The sequence below is a fragment of the Nonlabens ulvanivorans genome, assembly GCF_032922765.1.
Classification (GTDB): domain Bacteria; phylum Bacteroidota; class Bacteroidia; order Flavobacteriales; family Flavobacteriaceae; genus Nonlabens; species Nonlabens ulvanivorans.
In genome coordinates this window covers 2,466,840-2,485,604 of sequence record NZ_CP136694.1, presented here as the reverse complement: position 1 = coordinate 2,485,604, position 18,765 = coordinate 2,466,840, and the positions used below count along the sequence as shown (strand labels likewise).

The 18,765-nt window shown below is 36.2% G+C and carries 19 protein-coding genes; 15 read left to right on the top strand and 4 right to left on the bottom strand.

Features of this window, described 5'->3' with window-relative positions; genetic code table 11:
* The first annotated feature begins 5 nt into the window (after positions 1–5).
* From glmS to R1T42_RS11215, 3 genes are all read left to right on the top strand, one after another.
* The gene (gene glmS, locus R1T42_RS11225) at positions 6–1,853 is read left to right on the top strand and encodes a glutamine--fructose-6-phosphate transaminase (isomerizing) (protein ID WP_036583553.1); all 1,848 of its coding nucleotides are present in this window, start codon (positions 6–8) and stop codon (positions 1,851–1,853) included.
* Between the two features lie 230 nt (positions 1,854–2,083).
* Positions 2,084–3,595: a F0F1 ATP synthase subunit beta gene (gene atpD, locus R1T42_RS11220; protein ID WP_317290387.1), complete on the top strand. Its 1,512-nt coding sequence runs from the start codon at positions 2,084–2,086 to the stop codon at positions 3,593–3,595.
* A 72-nt stretch (positions 3,596–3,667) separates the two neighbouring features.
* Positions 3,668–3,943, top strand: coding sequence for a F0F1 ATP synthase subunit epsilon (locus R1T42_RS11215; protein WP_036583558.1), 276 nt, complete (start codon positions 3,668–3,670; stop codon positions 3,941–3,943).
* Between the two features lie 89 nt (positions 3,944–4,032).
* Here the strand turns inward: R1T42_RS11215 and R1T42_RS11210 are convergent, their stop codons facing one another.
* The gene (locus R1T42_RS11210; protein WP_317290386.1) at positions 4,033–4,458 is read right to left on the bottom strand and encodes an ankyrin repeat domain-containing protein; all 426 of its coding nucleotides are present in this window, start codon (positions 4,456–4,458) and stop codon (positions 4,033–4,035) included.
* A 214-nt stretch (positions 4,459–4,672) separates the two neighbouring features.
* Between R1T42_RS11210 and R1T42_RS11205 the strand changes: the two genes are divergently transcribed.
* From R1T42_RS11205 to R1T42_RS11175, 7 genes are all read left to right on the top strand, one after another.
* Entirely contained in the window at positions 4,673–5,797 is a 1,125-nt protein-coding gene (locus R1T42_RS11205; protein ID WP_317290385.1) for an aminotransferase class I/II-fold pyridoxal phosphate-dependent enzyme, read from the top strand.
* Complete coding sequence (locus tag R1T42_RS11200) at positions 5,794–6,207, top strand: hypothetical protein (RefSeq protein WP_036583564.1); 414 nt, start codon at positions 5,794–5,796, stop codon at positions 6,205–6,207. Before R1T42_RS11205 ends, R1T42_RS11200 begins: the two co-directional genes overlap by 4 nt.
* Complete coding sequence (gene bioD, locus R1T42_RS11195) at positions 6,200–6,820, top strand: dethiobiotin synthase (RefSeq protein WP_317290384.1); 621 nt, start codon at positions 6,200–6,202, stop codon at positions 6,818–6,820. Before R1T42_RS11200 ends, bioD begins: the two co-directional genes overlap by 8 nt.
* Complete coding sequence (gene bioA / locus R1T42_RS11190; RefSeq protein ID WP_317290383.1) at positions 6,817–8,115, top strand: adenosylmethionine--8-amino-7-oxononanoate transaminase; 1,299 nt, start codon at positions 6,817–6,819, stop codon at positions 8,113–8,115. The genes bioD and bioA overlap by 4 nt, the downstream gene beginning before the upstream one ends.
* Before the next feature lie 57 nt (positions 8,116–8,172).
* The gene (locus R1T42_RS11185) at positions 8,173–9,303 is read left to right on the top strand and encodes a beta-ketoacyl synthase N-terminal-like domain-containing protein (RefSeq protein ID WP_317290382.1); all 1,131 of its coding nucleotides are present in this window, start codon (positions 8,173–8,175) and stop codon (positions 9,301–9,303) included.
* A 65-nt stretch (positions 9,304–9,368) separates the two neighbouring features.
* A complete protein-coding gene (bioB, locus tag R1T42_RS11180; RefSeq protein WP_036583571.1) occupies positions 9,369–10,457 on the top strand; it encodes a biotin synthase BioB in 1,089 nt (362 codons plus the stop codon).
* Positions 10,458–10,521: 64 nt separating this feature from the next.
* The gene (locus tag R1T42_RS11175) at positions 10,522–11,397 is read left to right on the top strand and encodes a cupin-like domain-containing protein (RefSeq protein ID WP_317290381.1); all 876 of its coding nucleotides are present in this window, start codon (positions 10,522–10,524) and stop codon (positions 11,395–11,397) included.
* On the opposite strand, the gene R1T42_RS11170 is transcribed toward R1T42_RS11175, so the two are convergent.
* The 3 genes from R1T42_RS11170 to R1T42_RS11160 all read right to left on the bottom strand — a co-directional run bounded on the left by R1T42_RS11170 (position 11,387) and on the right by R1T42_RS11160 (position 14,151).
* Positions 11,387–11,860: a regulatory protein RecX gene (locus R1T42_RS11170; protein WP_042295025.1), complete on the bottom strand. Its 474-nt coding sequence runs from the start codon at positions 11,858–11,860 to the stop codon at positions 11,387–11,389. The genes R1T42_RS11175 and R1T42_RS11170 overlap by 11 nt on opposite strands.
* A gap of 94 nt (positions 11,861–11,954) precedes the next feature.
* Positions 11,955–13,493 (bottom strand): ribonuclease E/G, encoded by a 1,539-nt coding sequence (locus R1T42_RS11165; RefSeq protein WP_317290380.1) that lies wholly within the window; start codon positions 13,491–13,493, stop codon positions 11,955–11,957.
* Positions 13,494–13,860: 367 nt separating this feature from the next.
* Positions 13,861–14,151 carry an HU family DNA-binding protein gene (locus R1T42_RS11160; RefSeq protein WP_036583580.1) on the bottom strand — a complete coding sequence of 97 codons (291 nt, stop codon included), beginning with the start codon at positions 14,149–14,151 and terminating at the stop codon, positions 13,861–13,863.
* 131 nt (positions 14,152–14,282) lie between these two features.
* On the opposite strand from R1T42_RS11160, the gene mutY reads away from it, so the two are divergent.
* The 5 genes from mutY (at position 14,283) to R1T42_RS11135 (ending at position 18,728) form a co-directional block, all read left to right on the top strand.
* The gene (gene mutY, locus R1T42_RS11155) at positions 14,283–15,329 is read left to right on the top strand and encodes an A/G-specific adenine glycosylase (protein ID WP_317290379.1); all 1,047 of its coding nucleotides are present in this window, start codon (positions 14,283–14,285) and stop codon (positions 15,327–15,329) included.
* A 45-nt stretch (positions 15,330–15,374) separates the two neighbouring features.
* Positions 15,375–15,866: a single-stranded DNA-binding protein gene (locus R1T42_RS11150; RefSeq protein ID WP_042295020.1), complete on the top strand. Its 492-nt coding sequence runs from the start codon at positions 15,375–15,377 to the stop codon at positions 15,864–15,866.
* A gap of 9 nt (positions 15,867–15,875) precedes the next feature.
* The gene (locus tag R1T42_RS11145) at positions 15,876–17,180 is read left to right on the top strand and encodes a gliding motility-associated protein GldE (protein WP_317290378.1); all 1,305 of its coding nucleotides are present in this window, start codon (positions 15,876–15,878) and stop codon (positions 17,178–17,180) included.
* Complete coding sequence (gene gldD / locus R1T42_RS11140) at positions 17,165–17,731, top strand: gliding motility lipoprotein GldD (RefSeq protein ID WP_317290377.1); 567 nt, start codon at positions 17,165–17,167, stop codon at positions 17,729–17,731. The genes R1T42_RS11145 and gldD overlap by 16 nt, the downstream gene beginning before the upstream one ends.
* A gap of 85 nt (positions 17,732–17,816) precedes the next feature.
* Positions 17,817–18,728: a DMT family transporter gene (locus R1T42_RS11135; protein WP_317290376.1), complete on the top strand. Its 912-nt coding sequence runs from the start codon at positions 17,817–17,819 to the stop codon at positions 18,726–18,728.
* Positions 18,729–18,765: the final 37 nt, after the last annotated feature.

The following is an 18,765-nucleotide window of genomic DNA, read 5'->3' as shown; positions in this document are numbered from 1 at the left end:
AAATTATGTGTGGAATCGTAGGTTACATAGGACATCGTGACGCTTATCCTATTGTTTTAAATGGTCTTAAAAGACTTGAATATAGAGGTTATGATAGTGCTGGGATCGCTATTTATGATGGTACAGATCTTAAGTTTTCAAAAACCAAAGGTAAAGTTGCTGATCTAGAGGCAAAGTTAGAATCAGAGGTTAGTACTAATGGTACTATCGCAATAGGTCATACACGATGGGCTACACATGGTGTGCCTAATGATGTCAATTCTCATCCTCATTTTTCTAATAGTGGTGACCTTGTGATTATACACAATGGTATAATTGAAAACTATCAACCTCTTAAGACAGAGTTGATGAATAGAGGATTTACTTTTCAATCAGATACAGATACAGAGGTATTAGTAAATCTAATAGAGGACGTAAAGACTAAAGAAAAAGTAAAATTAGGTAAGGCGGTTCAAATAGCTTTAAATCAGACTATAGGAGCTTATGCAATTGCCGTGTTTGATCGTAATAAGCCTAATGAGATTGTAGTAGCTCGCTTAGGGTCTCCTCTTGCAATAGGAGTCGGTGAAAACGAATTCTTCATAGCTAGTGACGCGTCTCCTTTTATTGAGTTTACTAAAGAAGCTATTTATTTAGAAGATGGTGAGATGGCTGTTGTGCGTACTCACAAGGATATGAAAATCCGTAAAATACATGATGACTCATTAGTAGATCCGTACATACAGGAATTACAAATGAATCTTGAGCAGATTGAAAAAGGTGGTTACGATCACTTTATGCTTAAAGAAATTTATGAGCAACCTCAGGCTATTAGAGATACCTTCAGAGGTAGAATGTTAGTAGATCAAGGCCTAATTAAGATGGCTGGTATTGATGATCATATAGATAAGTTTTTAAATGCTAGGCGTATATTGATTGTAGCTTGTGGTACATCATGGCACGCAGGTCTTGTGGCAGAATATATCTTTGAAGATCTTGCAAGAATACCTGTAGAAGTAGAATACGCGTCAGAGTTTAGGTATAGGAATCCTGTTATTGATAAGGATGATATATTAATTGCTATTTCTCAAAGTGGAGAAACAGCAGATACAATGGCTGCTATAAAGATGGCTAAAGATAAAGGAGCTTTCGTTTTTGGAGTTTGTAATGTGGTAGGTAGTTCCATCTCTCGTGAGGCGCATGCAGGAGCTTATACTCATGCAGGACCAGAAATAGGTGTTGCTTCTACTAAGGCTTTTACAACTCAAATTACGGTCCTAACACTTATCGCATTACAGTTAGCAAAGAAAAAAGGTAAGATTTCGACTAGTGACTTCCATAGATATTTACAAGAATTAGATACAATTCCTGAAAAAGTAGAAAAAGCTCTCGGTTCTAACGATCATATCGAGAAAATAGCTGCGATATATAAAGATGCACCTAATTGTTTATACTTAGGACGTGGATTTAACTTTCCGGTTGCGCTAGAAGGAGCTCTTAAGCTTAAAGAGATCAGTTATATTCATGCAGAAGGTTATCCAGCTGCAGAGATGAAACATGGGCCTATTGCTTTGATTGATGAGCAAATGCCAGTTGTTGTAATCGCGACCCGTAAAGGGCATTATGAAAAGGTGGTCAGTAATATTCAGGAAATTAAATCTCGTAGCGGTAAGATAATAGGTATCGTTACAGAAGGAGATGTTGATGTGCGTGATCTTGCAGATCACGTAATAGAAGTGCCAGATACCATAGAGTTTATGACACCTTTATTAACCACTATACCATTACAGTTATTATCTTATCATATAGCAGTAATGTTAGATAAAAACGTGGATCAACCACGTAATCTAGCAAAATCTGTTACGGTAGAATAGTAGGTAGATGACCAAAGACATAAGTAGAAACCACCTATGAGATTAGGTGGTTTTTTATTACGCTTTCGCGTAAGCGTGATTCAACAATCCTAGTTGTAATCCAATAGATTTTTGAGCTTATAAAAAAATTGAAAATTCTGATGTCTATATAATTAGGAAAGCAGTATCTTTGCGCCACTGAAAAAAGGCTTTTTGAAGCCGTATCTTTTTAAGTTTAAAAACATTATATAATGTCTCAAATTACAGGTAGCGTTTCACAAATCATCGGTCCGGTGGTTGACGTAACATTTGATAGTGCACAAGGCGCACTTCCTAAAATTTATGATTCTCTTGAAGTAGAACTTAATGGTAACCTTCTAGTTTTAGAAGTGCAGTCTCACATAGGTGAGAGTACTGTAAGAACCATTTCAATGGATTCAACAGATGGTCTTTCTCGTGGTACAGCTGTTAAGGCTACCGGGAATCCTATAAAAATGCCTATTGGAGATGACGTTTATGGTCGTCTTTTTAATGTTATCGGTGATGCGATTGATGGTTTAGGTAACCTTCCTAAAACAGGAGATGATGGTTTATCTATCCACAGATCAGCGCCAGCATTTGAGGATCTTTCAACATCTACAGAAGTACTTTTTACTGGTATTAAAGTAATTGATCTTATTGAGCCTTATGCAAAAGGTGGTAAAATTGGACTGTTCGGTGGAGCTGGAGTAGGTAAAACAGTATTGATTCAAGAATTGATTAATAACATTGCAAAAGGTCACGGTGGACTTTCAGTATTTGCTGGAGTTGGTGAGCGTACACGTGAAGGGAATGACCTTCTACGTGAGATGTTAGAATCTGGAATTATAAAATATGGAGATGCATTCATGCACTCTATGGAAGAAGGTGGATGGGATTTACAAAAGGTAGATAAGGAAATCATGAAAGATTCAAAAGCGACATTCGTTTTTGGTCAGATGAATGAGCCGCCAGGAGCACGTGCGCGTGTTGCACTTTCTGGACTTACTATTGCTGAGTATTTCCGTGATGGAGCTGGAGATGGACAAGGGAAAGACGTACTTTTCTTCGTTGATAACATTTTCCGTTTTACTCAAGCAGGTTCTGAGGTATCTGCACTTCTAGGTCGTATGCCATCTGCGGTAGGATATCAGCCTACACTAGCAACTGAGATGGGAGCGATGCAAGAACGTATTACTTCAACAAAGAAAGGATCTATTACATCTGTACAAGCGGTATACGTACCTGCAGATGACCTTACAGATCCAGCACCAGCAACAACATTTGCTCACCTTGATGCGACTACAGTATTATCACGTAAGATTGCAGAATTAGGTATTTACCCAGCGGTAGATCCACTAGACTCTACATCTCGTATTCTTACTGCAGACATCTTAGGAAAAGAGCACTATGAGTGCGCACAAAACGTAAAAGAATTATTACAGCGTTATAAAGAACTTCAAGATATCATTGCTATCTTAGGTATGGAAGAGTTATCTGAAGAAGATAAACTTGCAGTAAGCCGTGCACGTCGTGTACAACGTTTCTTATCTCAACCATTCCACGTAGCAGAGCAGTTTACTGGTCTTAAAGGTGTGTTAGTTGACATTAAAGATACTATCAAAGGATTTAATATGATTATGGACGGTGAGTTAGATCACTTACCAGAAAGTGCATTTAACCTTAAAGGTACTATTGAAGAAGCAATTGAGGCAGGAGAAAAAATGCTTGCTGAGGTATCATAAATCAAACAATGGCAGTCGGGGTAATTAAAGGATTATCGCGACTGTTTTATTGTAATTGAAAAGTAAACAAAGATGATTTTAGAAATAGTAACACCAGAGCAAACTCTTTTTAGCGGTACTGTTGAATCTGTATCGGTTCCTGGTATAAGTGGACAATTCCAAATGCTGGATAATCACGCACCTGTTGTTTCATTATTAGTAAAAGGAGCTGTAAAGATTTTTGGTAAAGTAGAACTAGAAGAGACGGTTGCGTCTTTATTTACCAAAGAAGATGGAACTACTAATTTTCACATCACTGGTGGAGTTATAGAAATGAAAGATAATAAAGCAATCGTATTAGCTGACTAATACTTTACTTTATAAGATATTAAAAAAGCCTCGATTCATAAGAATCGAGGCTTTTTTAGTTTAACACCAGTAAGTAAGTATTAAACTTTTTATTTCAAAAGCTTTTGTATAGCTGCTGCGTTATTTCCAGTTGCATAATCCATTGCAGTTTTTCCGTCTAATTTTAAAGACCTATCGGCACCAGCGTCTAATAACATAGACACTAAGTGTGGACGTCCCATTTGAACAGCGGTCATTAAGGGCGTCATATTGTTACATGTATTGTTAATATCGATATTCTTTTGAGTAATTAAAAACTGTAAAACATCTGCACTGTCCATTTGAATGGCTAGTTGAGCAAGTGAAGAAGTGGATTTACCAACCTCATAACAAGTATCCTTGTTACTGTCTGTAACTAAGCTATTAATGGCTGTGGTGTCGTCGTTCTTAAGAGCTTTGGTAAGATCCATGCTCAATGTTTGTGCACTTGCTAGAGTTCCTAAACATAATGCCACTATAAATATTGCTTTTTTCATCGTGTTGTTATTAATGTGATGCTAATATAAGATTTTTTTAAAGGACACAAAATCAATTAGCTCTGTACTCAAGATTATCAATAGGTTCAAATGTATAGCATTGAATAGCTAGACTAGTGCAGTTAAGTAATGTCTAGAAAAAAGATGGACTGTCTATGGTTCATATTCCATAATAACTATGATTCGATAACAGATTACTCCTTACTTTTGTCACATGCTACCAGATAAACTCTTACGCAAACTAGGCATGCGACACTTCTCAGGAAATATGCGCAGACTTAAATCGCACAACAATCTTATAGATTTTGCATCTAATGATTACCTGGGTTTTTCAAAAATCCCTATGGTTGAGGAATCTATCTTACTACATGGCGCCACCGGTTCTAGATTGTTATCTGGACATAGTAAAGCATTTGATACATTAGAAAATCGTATCGCACATTTTCATAAATCAGAAAACGCACTCATTTTTAACTCTGGTTATGACGCAAATCTAGGTTTAATAAGTAGTGTTGCGCAGCGTGGCGATTTAATTTTATATGATGAGTTAGTACATGCCAGTATTAGGGATGGTATTCAACTTTCAATGGCACGTTCCCTTAAATTTCGACATAATGATATTGATCATTTAAAAATATTACTAGATAAATTCGGAAAAGGTGAACAACTAGAGGTTTATGTGATCACTGAATCTGTTTTTTCAATGGATGGTGATCAAGCACCACTAGAAGAATTAACTCAGCTTACTACAAAAATGAATAATGCTTATCTTATTGTTGATGAGGCACACGCTTTAGGTGTTATAGGTCATAATGGTGAAGGTCTCGTACAGTATTTAGGATTAGAAGATCAAGTGTTTGCTAGGGTTGTAACATATGGTAAGGCGTTAGGTTGTCATGGTGCTTCCATATTAGGTAGTAATGATTTAGTACAATACTTGATTAATTTTTGTCGCACATTCATTTATACCACAGCATTACCGCCACATGCTCTTTTAACTATTAATGCTGGTTATGGGCATCTCGAGAATCAGCATGTGCATATAAAAAAATTACAAATTTTAATACAGCAGTTCAATAAACTAGTGGTGCAAAGTGGATTGCGATTACGCTTTCGCGAAAGCGAGACCGCCATACAAGTTTGTATTATACCAGGTAACAAGAATGTAAGAAAAGTGGCTGGTCAATTGCAACACAAAGGATATGATGTAAGAGCCATTTTATCACCTACTGTACCAGAAGGTCAAGAGCGATTAAGGTTATGTCTACATAGTTATAACACTATTGATGACTGTGAATTTGTCCTTGAAACCATTGCAAAATCTCTGAAAAAGAAATGAGCAAATTTAGAACAATAGCTGTATTTGCTTATCCAGCAGAGGCTGCAGTCATTAAATCTAAACTAGAAAGCGAAAATATCTCAGTTTTTTTAAGAGATGAGTTTACCATTGCTACAGATCCGTTTGCCACTAATGCGATAGGTGGTGTAAAAATGGATGTATACAAAGAAGATTATATTAAAGCTATAGGGCTTATTGAGAAATCAAACCCTGAAATTACACAACGTATTACTCATCTGGTAATATGTCCTAAATGTAAAAAAAGAGCCGTAAGAGAACAAGGTGATGTGATGACAGCAACTACCTTTGCAGAACGATTAAAAGCAGTGCTCTTAAGCATTTTTCCTTTCTCAAGCGATAAGCATTATAAATGTATGAACTGCTCCCATAAATTTGATCTTAATGAATAGTTATTTCATAACAGGAATAAGTACAGATGTAGGTAAAACGCTGGTGGCGGCTGCAATTACCCAAGCGTTAGAGGCAGACTACTGGAAACCTATACAAAGTGGTGGAATAGAGCATTCGGACCGTATGGAAGTGCAGCGGTTGATCTCAAATAATGATACTGTGTTTCATAAAGAGCGGTATTTTTTAGAAACACCTATGAGTCCGCATGAAGCTGCTGCTATTGATGGGATAACGATAGAATTAGAAGAGATTAAAAGACCGCAAACGGAAAACAATCTGGTCATAGAAGGCGCTGGCGGACTGTTAGTTCCTTTAAATGATAGACACACGATTATAGATTTAATTCAGCCATCGGATAAGGTAATTCTAGTTAGTTCTGGTTATTTAGGTAGTATCAATCATACCTTATTGAGTATTGAAGTTTTAAGGTCTCGTGGTCTATCGTGTGCTGGTATAATTTATAATCAGGTTGAGTTATCAGGAACTATAGAGATTATTGAAAAAATGACTGGTGTTCCTACTATAGCTCATTTATCTTATATAGACTCATTAAATAATGATAGTGTTGCAGCAGTTGCCCGTACGATGAGAGAAAAGCTATTAGCAATATGACATTAAAAGAGCTTCAAAAACTAGATGCCCAGCATATATGGCATCCATTAACACAGCACAAAACTGCAAATAGTCCTCTTGCGATAAAAAAGGCGCAAGGGAACTATCTGTTTGATATGGCTGGTAAGACCTATTTTGATGCGATTTCAAGTTGGTATACTTGTAGCTATGGTCATACTAATCCGGTGCTAACTCAAGCAATTAAAAAACAAGTTGATGAATTACATCATGTTGTATTTGCAGGAATGACTCACGAACCTGCTGCGCGGTTATCTAAGAAACTGATCGGTATCTTGCCGGATAATCAACAGAAATTATTCTTTTCAGAGAATGGTTCTACTAGTGTAGAGATTGCTCTAAAGATGGCTTTTCAATATCATTTCAACCGTGGAGAAAAACGTAATGTAGTAATTGCCTTAGAAAATGGCTTTCACGGCGATACTTTTGGAGCTATGAGCGCCAGTGGCTTATCTGTTTATAATGGACCATTTGAAGATTTTTTTATAGATGTTAAACGCATACCAGTTCCTACAGAGGAAAATTTAAGCGAAGTTCTCTACCTAATTGATGAACTGACAACTCAAAATCAAGTGGCCTCTTTTATATATGAACCATTAGTACAAGGTGCTGCTGCCATGCAAATGCACCAGCCAGAACATCTTTGTCAAGTCTTAAAATGTTTCCAAGAAAAAGGAGTTTTAACAATTGCAGATGAAGTGATGACTGGTTTTGGTAAAACAGGCTACAATTTTGCAAGTGAAGCGATGCTTAACAAGCCAGACATGATGTGCCTTTCAAAAGCACTAACTGGCGGTATTATGCCTATGGCTATTACCACTTGTACAAAAAAGGTTTATGATGCCTTTTATGATGATGAGCTAGCGCGTGGTTTTTTTCATGGGCATACCTATTCAGGGAATCCTCTGGGATGTGCTGTTGCAGCCGCCGCTATCGACCTCTTAACATCTGATGCTATTCAAGAGAACATTCAATTAATCACTCAATCTCATAAAAAACATATTAAGGTTTATCAATCACATAACGCAGTTGATTCAGTACGTTCATGTGGTGTCATTTTAGCAATTGATCTTGCTATAGAAATGGAACGTTATGGGAGTAAACGTAATGAGATTTTTCAATGGTTTATGAATCATGGAATTTTCTTGAGGCCATTAGGGAAGACCATTTACATTGTGCCTCCATTTACAACATCACCGCAAGAGTTAGAGTTACTTTATAAAGCCCTACTGGTATTCCTAGATGAAATGACTTCAAAAAAAGCCCAATTTTTATAGCCTTTTACTCGGTTTTAAGCTTAAGTATGGGCATTTTTGCAATAGAATAAAATAAGATTGAAAAACCCAATTTATATTAACGGATCTGGTGTGGTATCACCATTATCTTCCGCAGGTTTTAGTAGTGATTCTTCTGCTATTTTAGTTTCCGGTAATGATCTTGTTGCGCCCATTAGCGATTTACATGATGTTAGAATAAAAGAACTTCAGGCAGAATCTAAATGGTATAGTCAATTAGATCGATCTGTTTTATTGGCCATTTTAGCCGCTAGAGAAATTAAAGTTCCTGCAGGTAAGACAGGAATCAATATAGGTTCTTCTCGCGGTGCTACTCGTGTCTGGGAAGAAAGTTATACACGCTTTCGCGAAAGCGGAATAGCAACAACACAATCCTCTCCATTAACCACATTAGGCAATATATCTACATGGATAGCACAGGACCTAGGAGTGGACGCTACTGCGTTTTCACATTCTATAACCTGTGCTACGGCATCACATGCAGTACTTAATGCTATCGCATGGATAGAAAGTGATATGGTAGATCAATTTATAGTAGGTGGATCAGAAGCTCCTTTAACGCCGTTTACCATAGCGCAAATGAAAGCGTTACGTATTTATGCCACTCAAGAAAGTACTTATCCTTGTAAAGCATTAGATTTAGACAAGACTGGTAATACTATGGTATTGGGAGAAGCTGCTGCTTGTTATTTGCTTTCTGGAAAAGTTACTGAAAATACACAGGCAAAAATAATAGGTTATGGGGCTGCTATTGAAAAATTGAGTAGTGCAACATCAGTTTCTATGAATGGTCAGTGTTTACAAGAGTCCATGAAACGAGCGATGGGTGATATAGCATTAGAAGAAGTTGATGCAATTGTCACGCACTCACCAGGTACCATAAAGGGTGATATGGCTGAGTTTGCTGCAATACAAGAGGTTTTTGGAGATGATTATCCAACATTGTGTAATAATAAATGGCAGTTAGGTCATTCACTAGGTGCTAGTAGTGCTTTAAGTATAGCTATGGCGCTTGAAATGTTTGATAAATCAACCTTATTTACTATTCCTTACTTAGAATCTACCTTTACAAATCCTAGAGGCAAAGAGGTGAATCCACAAAAAATATTGATTAATGCAACAGGTTTTGGCGGTAATGCAGTGAGCCTATTGTTAGAAAAACATATATAAATAAAAGGCGTTGAGTAGGTAAGTAAGATTGACTTTTCTATTTTTACGCTGTATATAGAACGATTATGAGACACGACTGGACTAAAGAAGAAGTTTTAGAAATATATAACAAGCCATTAATGCACCTTTTATATGAGGCGGCAACAATTCATAGGGAATCACATAACCCTAACCAGGTACAGGTCTCTACATTATTATCTATAAAAACGGGTGGATGTCCTGAAGATTGTGGTTATTGCCCACAAGCAGCTCGTTATCATACTGATGTAGAGGGAAATGACTTGATGTCTGTTCAACAGGTAAAAGCACAAGCTTTACGCGCTAAATCTAGTGGTAGTTCTCGTGTATGTATGGGAGCAGCATGGAGAAATGTAAAGGATGGACCAGAATTTGACCAAGTATTGGAAATGGTGCGTACAATTAACAAACTAGACATGGAAGTTTGTTGTACACTAGGAATGATTACAGAAAATCAAGCTCACAGACTTGCTGAGGCTGGATTATATGCATATAATCACAACTTAGATAGTAGTGAAGAGTATTATAAAGAAGTGATCTCTACACGCGGTTATCAAGATCGTCTAGATACTATCGATAACGTGCGTAAAACTAACGTAACGGTTTGTAGTGGTGGAATTATAGGGATGGGAGAAAGTGCTGAAGATCGTGCAGGGATGTTAGTGGCATTAGCAAGCTTAAGTCCGCAACCAGAAAGTACTCCTATCAATGCATTAGTCGCTGTAGAAGGAACGCCGCTAGAAGAACAACAACCAGTTTCTATATGGGATATGGTACGCATGGTAGCTACTACTCGTATTGTAATGCCGCAAACGCAGGTTCGTTTAAGCGCTGGACGTACACAAATGACTAGAGAAGGACAGGCAATGTGTTTCTTTGCAGGTGCTAACTCCATATTTGCTGGTGATAAATTATTAACGACGCCTAATCCTGATGTAAATGAGGATATGGAAATGTTTAAGCTTCTAGGTTTAGAACCTATGAAACCTTTTGTGAAAAAAGCACAACCAGAAACAGTGGAAGCTCAATATTCTGAATATAAAGCATTAGGTGAAAAGCCTAAATGGACGCGCCCAGATCATAAAATAGAGCGTAATGAAGAGGCAAAACTCGCTGCAAAAGCAGCAAAAAGCTAGTTCTGCCAGTATTTTAAGTGCTATTTCCATAAACTGGATAGATTAATTTTACGTTATATCTTCTATGCAGCAATTGAATTTGAAAGACATACCTCGAGTTAGGACAATGAGTAAAGAAGATTTTGTTAAAAATCATCTCAAACCTCAGCGTCCTGTTGTCATAGAAAAACTAACAGAAGACTGGCCAGCTTATCAAAAATGGAATCTAGAATATATCAAGGAAGTTGCAGGAGATAAAACAGTGCCGCTGTATGATGACAGACCAGTAAAGCATGATGAAGGTTTTAATCAGGCTCATGCAGAAATGAAAATGGCAGATTATGTGGACCTGCTTAAAAGCAAGCCTACTAAATTCAGGATTTTCTTGTATAATATATTAAGTGAGGTTCCTATTCTTCAAGGTGATTTTAAGTTCCCAAAACTAGGCATGAGGTTAATTAAAGGCTTGCCTATGATGTTCTTTGGTGGTACAGATTCAAGAGTCTTTATGCACTATGATATTGATTTTACTAACATATTGCATTTTCACTTTCATGGTAAAAAGCGCTGTATCATTTTTCCACCAGATCAGAGTAAGTTTCTTTATCGAGTGCCACACTCATTAATAGCACGAGAAGATATAAATTTTACTAATCCAGATTTTGAAAAGTGGCCTGCTTTAAAACAAGCACAAGGTTATGTATGTGAATTAAATCATGGTGAAATGCTCTATATGCCAGAAGGTTACTGGCATTTTATGCATTATCTAACGCCAGGTTTTTCTATAAGTTTGCGCAGCTATCCACGCAAGTTAAAAAATCTAGGGAAGGCATTATATAATTTAGGATTCATGAGGTATTATGATAACTACATGCGTCGTAAAAAAGGACAAGACTGGATTGATTATAAAAATGAGCAAGCTGTAACACGTACTCATAAAAAGCTAAATATTAAGAAATAAGCTCTTTTACCTTATCATACACTAAATCTCCTTCCCAACCTCTGTATAAAAGATAGTCGGCTAGTTTCTTACGTTTGCGATATTTATCTTTTTCGTTGTGTAGTTGTTCATACCTCTTTCGCGAAAGCGTATCAAATGAAACCTCATATTCTTCAGGAGTGATTTCTTGTAAAGCAATTTTGATATTACGTTCTCCTATTTTGCGCAATTTGAGTTCGCGTATAATTCTATTACGTCCCCAATGTTTATAGCGAAATTTTCCTCTTGCATAGCTTTGAGAGAAACGAGTTTCGTTTAAAAAATTATGCTGTATCAGATGTGGTATGATTTCATCTATCGCGAGTTGAATCATTCCCATCTTACGCAATTTATCTTCTACCTCTTTATGACAGCGCTCTTGATAGACACAATAGCGTTCTATAGCACGAGTAGCTTGTTCAACGGTAAAAGTTTCTTGTTGCATATTACAAAGATAGTATTATGTAAATAGTATCTAAGTAGCTGTGTTCTATAAAAAAACGCCTATAAACTTACGTCTATAGGCGTTTTTAAAAGGTTTAGAGTACTTTACCATCCTTATCTGTGAAATTGTATTCTAGATAAGTGTAAGCATCTCTAGGCGATACTTTAATCCATTTTTTGTGATTCATAAACCACTTAGAACGTATGGAAGGATAGCCTTTAGTTATAAATGCCGCAACAAAAGGATGCGCATTAAGCGTCACTTTTTTGTGTCCATTTTTTAAATGTTTTTCTAACTCTTCTTTTATCTTATCGATAACAAGAATGGGAGCTTGAATTTCATTTCCATTGCCATCAGGATTCTCTTCACGAGTCTTGATATTCATTTCTTGCCTTACACGTTGTCTAGTGATTTGAATTAATCCAAATTTACTAGGAGGAAGTATTTTGTGTTTAGCACGATCTTCAGACATTTCATCTCGCATGTGTTCATAGAGTTTTTTTCTATTTTCTGCCTGGCGCATGTCTATAAAGTCAACAACTATAATACCACCCATGTCTCTTAATCTCAATTGTCGCGCTATTTCACTAGCGGCGATAAGATTAGTTTCTAGAGCAGTGTCTTCTTGACTATTTGCTTTGTTAGATCTATTTCCAGAGTTAACATCAATAACGTGCATTGCCTCAGTATGTTCAATGATAAGGTAAGCACCTTTGCTCATTGAAACCGTACGGCCGAATGACGTTTTTATTTGTCTCTCAATACCATATTTTTCAAAAACAGGTGTGCGAGGATTGTGATATTTAACGATGGACTCCTTGTGAGGAGCGATAGTTTTAAGGTAATCTTTGATTTCAGAACATACTTCTTCATCGTCTACAACAATAGACGTGTAGGTGTCATTAAAAACATCTCTCATAATTGAATTAGTACGACTGACTTCAGTCATTACTTTAGAAGGGAAATTTGCTTTGTGCAATTTAGCACACATATTTTCCCATTTTGTGATAAGGTTCTGTAAGTCCTGATCCAGTTCTGCTACTAGTTTACCTTTTGCAACGGTACGTACTATAACGCCGAAGCCTGCAGGCTTAATACTTTTAACAAGTCTTTTAAGTCGGCTCTTTTCTTCACGATCTTCTATTTTTTGAGAAATAGAAATACGATCTGAGAAAGGAACGAGAACTACATATCTACCAGGGATAGAAAGCTCTGCGCTTAATCTAGGTCCTTTTGTGGAGATAGGTTCTTTAACTACTTGTACTAGAATAGGTTGGTTAGGTGCAATTACATCTGTAATGCTACCTGATTTTTCTAATTCCTTTTCTAGTTTAATATCTTTTAATGCATAATTCTTGCGTCTACCGCTCAGAATTTGCTTCGTGAATTTAAATTGGGTAAGGTATTGTGGTCCTAGATCATGATAGTGTAAAAAACCATCTTTTTCATAACCTACATTTACAAATGAGGCATTAAGACCAGATAAGACCTTGCGAGATTTGGCAATAAATATATCGCTTACCGCAAATTTATTTTCATCTTCATCTTGGTGTAGCTCGACTAACCTACCATTTTTAGTAAGTGCATAGTCGACCTTAGTAGAACCGGAACGGATAATAATTTCTTTATCCATGATTCCAATTGTTAGTTCTATAATCCCGTAAGGATTATAGAAAAAGTTATACTTTAAATAATGTTATAGATATCATACCTATAACGATACGAGTTATATCCCTATAACTCTATGTCAATGAACTTAAGGTTGTGTTTATATCAAAAGGTAAAGTGGCTCCTCATATAGTACAAGGTACCAACACGACTTTTCTTAAAGTGTGCAATTTAAAAGGTGACAACTGTACCAGACTTTGATATAAAAAGAAAAAGTAGTGAAATACTACTTTTTCTTCTTGTGACGGTTAGCGCGACGACGCTTTTTACGTTTGTGGGTTGCTACCTTATGTCTTTTTCTTTTTTTACCGCTTGGCATATCTCTTATATTTTTACTTAACTTTTACTCTTGTTTTCACACCTTCTACAAATACTTTAGCAGGTTTAAATGCTGGTATATTGTGAGCTGGTATTTTAATCGTTGTATTCTTGGAAATATTACGTCCAGTTTTCTCAGCTCTTGTCTTAACGATAAAGCTTCCGAAACCACGTAGATATACATTCTCTCCAGATTCTAAGGAACCTTTTACTTCATTCATGAAAGATTCTACAGCTGCCTGTACATCAGTCTTTTCCATTCCCAACTTATCTGAAATTTTAGATACGATATCTGCTTTAGTCATGTTTAAATTGAATAATTAATTAATAGGGTTTGTTAAACAGGGCGCAAATATACGGTAATAATACAAATACAATTCTCTAATTGATTAAAATTTAAGAAGATATATCTTGCGCTCTCTTAAATAAATATGCAATGAGTTTTCACCAACTACTTATAAAATGGTATGAAATACATAAAAGAGACTTACCATGGCGCGCTACTCAAGACCCTTATCGCATCTGGCTTAGTGAGGTTATATTACAGCAAACTCGTGTAAATCAAGGCTTACCATATTACGAGAATTTTGTTAATACCTATCCTACGGTTTATCAATTAGCCGCTGCTCCACAAGAAAATGTACTCAAATTATGGCAAGGATTGGGCTATTATTCTCGGGCTAGGAATTTACATATGGCAGCTCAACAGGTAGTTGATATGGGTGGTTTGTTCCCAGATTCTTATAAAGAGCTATTGAAATTAAAAGGTGTGGGCGATTATACAGCAGCAGCTATTGCAAGTTTTGCATATAAAGAGGTCGTTCCAGTGGTAGATGGTAATGTGTATAGGGTCTTATCTAGAATATATGGTATAAGTACTCCTATTAATGAGAGTGCTGGTATAAAAGAGTTTAAAAAATTAGCGTCTCAGTTGATAGATCATAATCAGCCAGATGTATATAATCAGGCAATTATGGAATTTGGTGCATTACAATGTTTACCTAGAAATCCTGACTGTGCTACTTGTCCATTTAGCGATGATTGTATCGCTTTAAGTGATAATCGTATTGATGAATTGCCTGTAAAAATTAAAAAGGCAAAAGTAAAAAATTTACATCACCATTATATAGTACTACAAACACCTCAGGATAATACGATGCTTCAAGAGCGTCCGCAATCTGGTATCTGGGCAGGTTTGTTTGAGTTTCCCTTTATAGAAAGCGATGGAGCTCTATTATCAGTAGAATTTAGAGATAAACTACAACAACAGGAATGGTGGTCAGGATTCCGCTTTCGCGAAAGCGTATATAATCAAGATCCCATTATCCATAAGCTATCGCATCGCAAGATTCATGCTTATTTCTGGATTGTTGAAATAGATCAAGAAATTGAAAATGGGACTACTATTCAACAAGCATTTCAAAAACCACTACATATTTTAATGCATCGTTTTATGAGTTCGTTCTGGAATTCTTATCTTTAAGATTAATTATCTTTACACGCTTGATATTAATCAAAAAAGTATAAAATGGCAGGAACAGTAAACAAAGTGATTCTTATAGGACACACCGGTGATGAAGTGAAAATGAAGTATTTTGAAGGTGGTAACTGTATAGGTCGTTTCCCGCTGGCAACTAATGAAGAGTATGTTAATAGAAATACTGGTGAGCGTGTTTCTAACACAGAGTGGCACAATTGCGTAGTACGTAACAAAGCTGCCGAAGTTTGTGAAAAATACCTCAAAAAAGGAGATAAGGTCTATATTGAAGGTCGCATTAAAAACAGACAGTGGACTGGCGAGGATGGACAACAACGTTACACGACTGAAATACAAGTTCAAGAATTCACGTTTTTAACTCCTAAAGGTGAGAACGCAGCACCTACTCAACAACAATCACAAAGACCAGTTCAACCACAACAGGTTAGTCGCCCAGCACAGCCACAACAGCAAGCTAACCAGAGTTATCAAAGTGCGCCAGCTCCTACATCTAGCGATGACGATGATGATTTACCATTTTAATTACAAATAGTGGATCCCGACTCATCGCATTTATTGTTTGCAATACTTTCTGGCTCTAGTGAGCTGGTTTATTTTTTAGTCTTTATAATATTATTAATCTTAAGCGCCATGGTCAGTGGTGCAGAGGTTGCTTTATTCTCGTTAGAAACTATAGATTTAGAAGATGAACATGTAGATTTCCCTAGACGTGAATTAGTAGCAAAACTTCTTGCTAGACCTAAAAAATTGCTTGCAACCATACTGATCGCAAATAATGCAATCAATATTACGACAGTTCTTATTTTTAGTATACTAGCAGATAGTTGGTTATACTCTATAGATACAGAGTGGTTAAGATTTGTTCTAGAGGTTGTTATTGCAACGTTTTTGATATTGTTGTTTGGTGAGATTTTACCTAAGGTTTATGCAAACCGTAATGCCATGCAGTTTGCAAATTTTATGGCTATACCACTTAATATACTAGATAAGTTATTCAGCTTTTTAAGTCTACCCATGCGTTATGTGACCATTCAAATCCATGAACGATTAGGAAATAAAAAATCAAGTATTACAGTATCTCAATTATCACAGGCATTAGAGCTAACAGATCATCATGATACTACTGATGAAGAGCAGCAATTGCTTCAAGGTATTGTAAGTTTTGGTAATACAGACACTAAAACGGTGATGCGCAATAGAACAGATGTTTTTGCGCTCGATGAAAGCCTGCCGTTTAAAGATATTATTACAGAGGTTATATCTAATGGTTATTCTAGAATACCTGTTTTTAAAGAAAGTATAGATCAGATTACAGGTGTGCTTTATGTAAAAGACTTACTACCTTACATAGACCGTAAAAATTTTGAATGGACTAAACTTTTGCGCGAGGTTTACTTTGTGCCAGAGAATAAAAAACTTGATGACTTACTTCAAGAATTTCAAGAGCAAAAAAAGCATCTTGCTATTGTAGTAGATGAATATGGAGGTACCAGTGGTTTAATCTCACTTGAAGATATTATTGAGGAGATTGTAGGTGATATTAGTGATGAGTTTGATGATGAGAACCTAGTGTATTCAAAATTAGATGATAAGAATTTTGTTTTTGAGGGCAAAACACCTTTAAAAGATTTTTATCGCATCACAGAATTAGAAGAGTCAGAACAAGAGCTATTTGATAATTCAAAAGGAGAATCAGAAACCGTTGCTGGATTTTTATTAGAGCAAACGGGATACTTTCCTCGCAAATTAGATAAAATAACCTTTGAAGGGTTTACGTTTGTAGTAGAGTCCATGGATAAGAAACGCATTAAACAAGTCAAATGTACCAAGCCTTAAAATTCCTTTTTATATTAATTACAATTATTGCTCTTGCTAGTTGTGGTAATGATACGCTCCAGCCCAAGCCAGAAGCAAAGCTAGCTCTACAGTATCCATCACCTGAATATCAAAGACTTGATAAGGGTAATTGCCCTTTTACTTTTGAGGTGAATTCTTTTGCAAGAGTACTTTCTAAAGGCGATTGTGCTATGAAAATAGAATATCCTTTTATGGATGCTACGGTATATATGGACTATGCATCAGTTAAGGATAATATTAGAGAGTTATTAATAGATGGTCAGAAGCTATCATTCTCCCATAATCGTATGGCAGATGTTATAGACGATAAAATTTATCTTAATCCAGATAAATCTGTTTACGGAATGATGTATGCTATTGAAGGTAATGCTGCTTCAAACGTTCAATTCTACTTAACAGACAGCGTTCAAAACTTTATAACAGCATCTCTTTATTTTGACCGTACACCTAATTATGATTCTATTTATCCAGCCGTTGATTATATCAAACTTGATATGCGTAAGATGATGGAGTCCATGGATTGGAAATAGTATAAACACATAATTGTATTCCATTTAAGAAATAACTTTGATTTAGTTTCTTAAAAAGAATGACCTTTGAGCTTTCAGCAATCACATGGATAATTCTAAGCTCAAGTACGTTTACCTCATCATTCTTAGTTTAATATGGGGAACCTCATTTATACTTATAAAAAAAGCATTAGGAGATGACGGAACCGGTAATCTAGTACTACAACCGTTGCAACTAGGTGCTGGTAGAACCATTATATCTGGATGTATTTTAATAGCTATAGGTTGGAAATCATTTGCAGCTACGGATCGCAAGGATTGGAAATGGCTTTTTATCTCAGGACTTTTAGGTACTTTTTTTCCAGCGTTTCTTTTTGCATATGCACAGACAGAAATAGATAGTGCTATAAGTGCTATACTTAACTCAACAGTACCGTTAATTACTTTAATTATGGGTGCGGTTATATTTGGTATTGCTTTTTCTCGCACCCAATTATTAGGCGTTATCATCGGGCTTGCTGGAGCGATTGCTCTTGTCTTCTCAGGAATGAAAAATAATCCAGAACAGAACTATCTTTTTGCTGGCCTAGTCTTTATAGCATGTACTTGTTATGCAAGTAATGTGAATATTATTAAAAGATATTTACAAAACATAAAGCCGCTCGCTATTGCAACAGGGAATTTTATCTTTATACTGCCTCTAGCGATAATCGTATTTTTTAGTGCAGATGGCGCTTCTCTAGAGTTTACTAGTGAGCCAGTACTTAAAAGTCTAGGCTACATAATTGTACTGTGTATTTTTGGTACTGTTGCTGCAAAAATTATGTTCAACAAACTTGTTCAGATCACTTCTCCTGTATTTGCGAGTTCTGTCACATACCTTATGCCTGTTGTAGGTTTAACATGGGGAATGATGGATGGAGAGACCTTTAGTATCTGGCAAGTACTAGCCACTATGGTCATCATATTTGCTGTTGTACTGGTTACAAGAGATAAAAAAAAACCAGCAACTAAATAGTTACTGGTTTTTATAATAAAATTTATGTTTTACACGC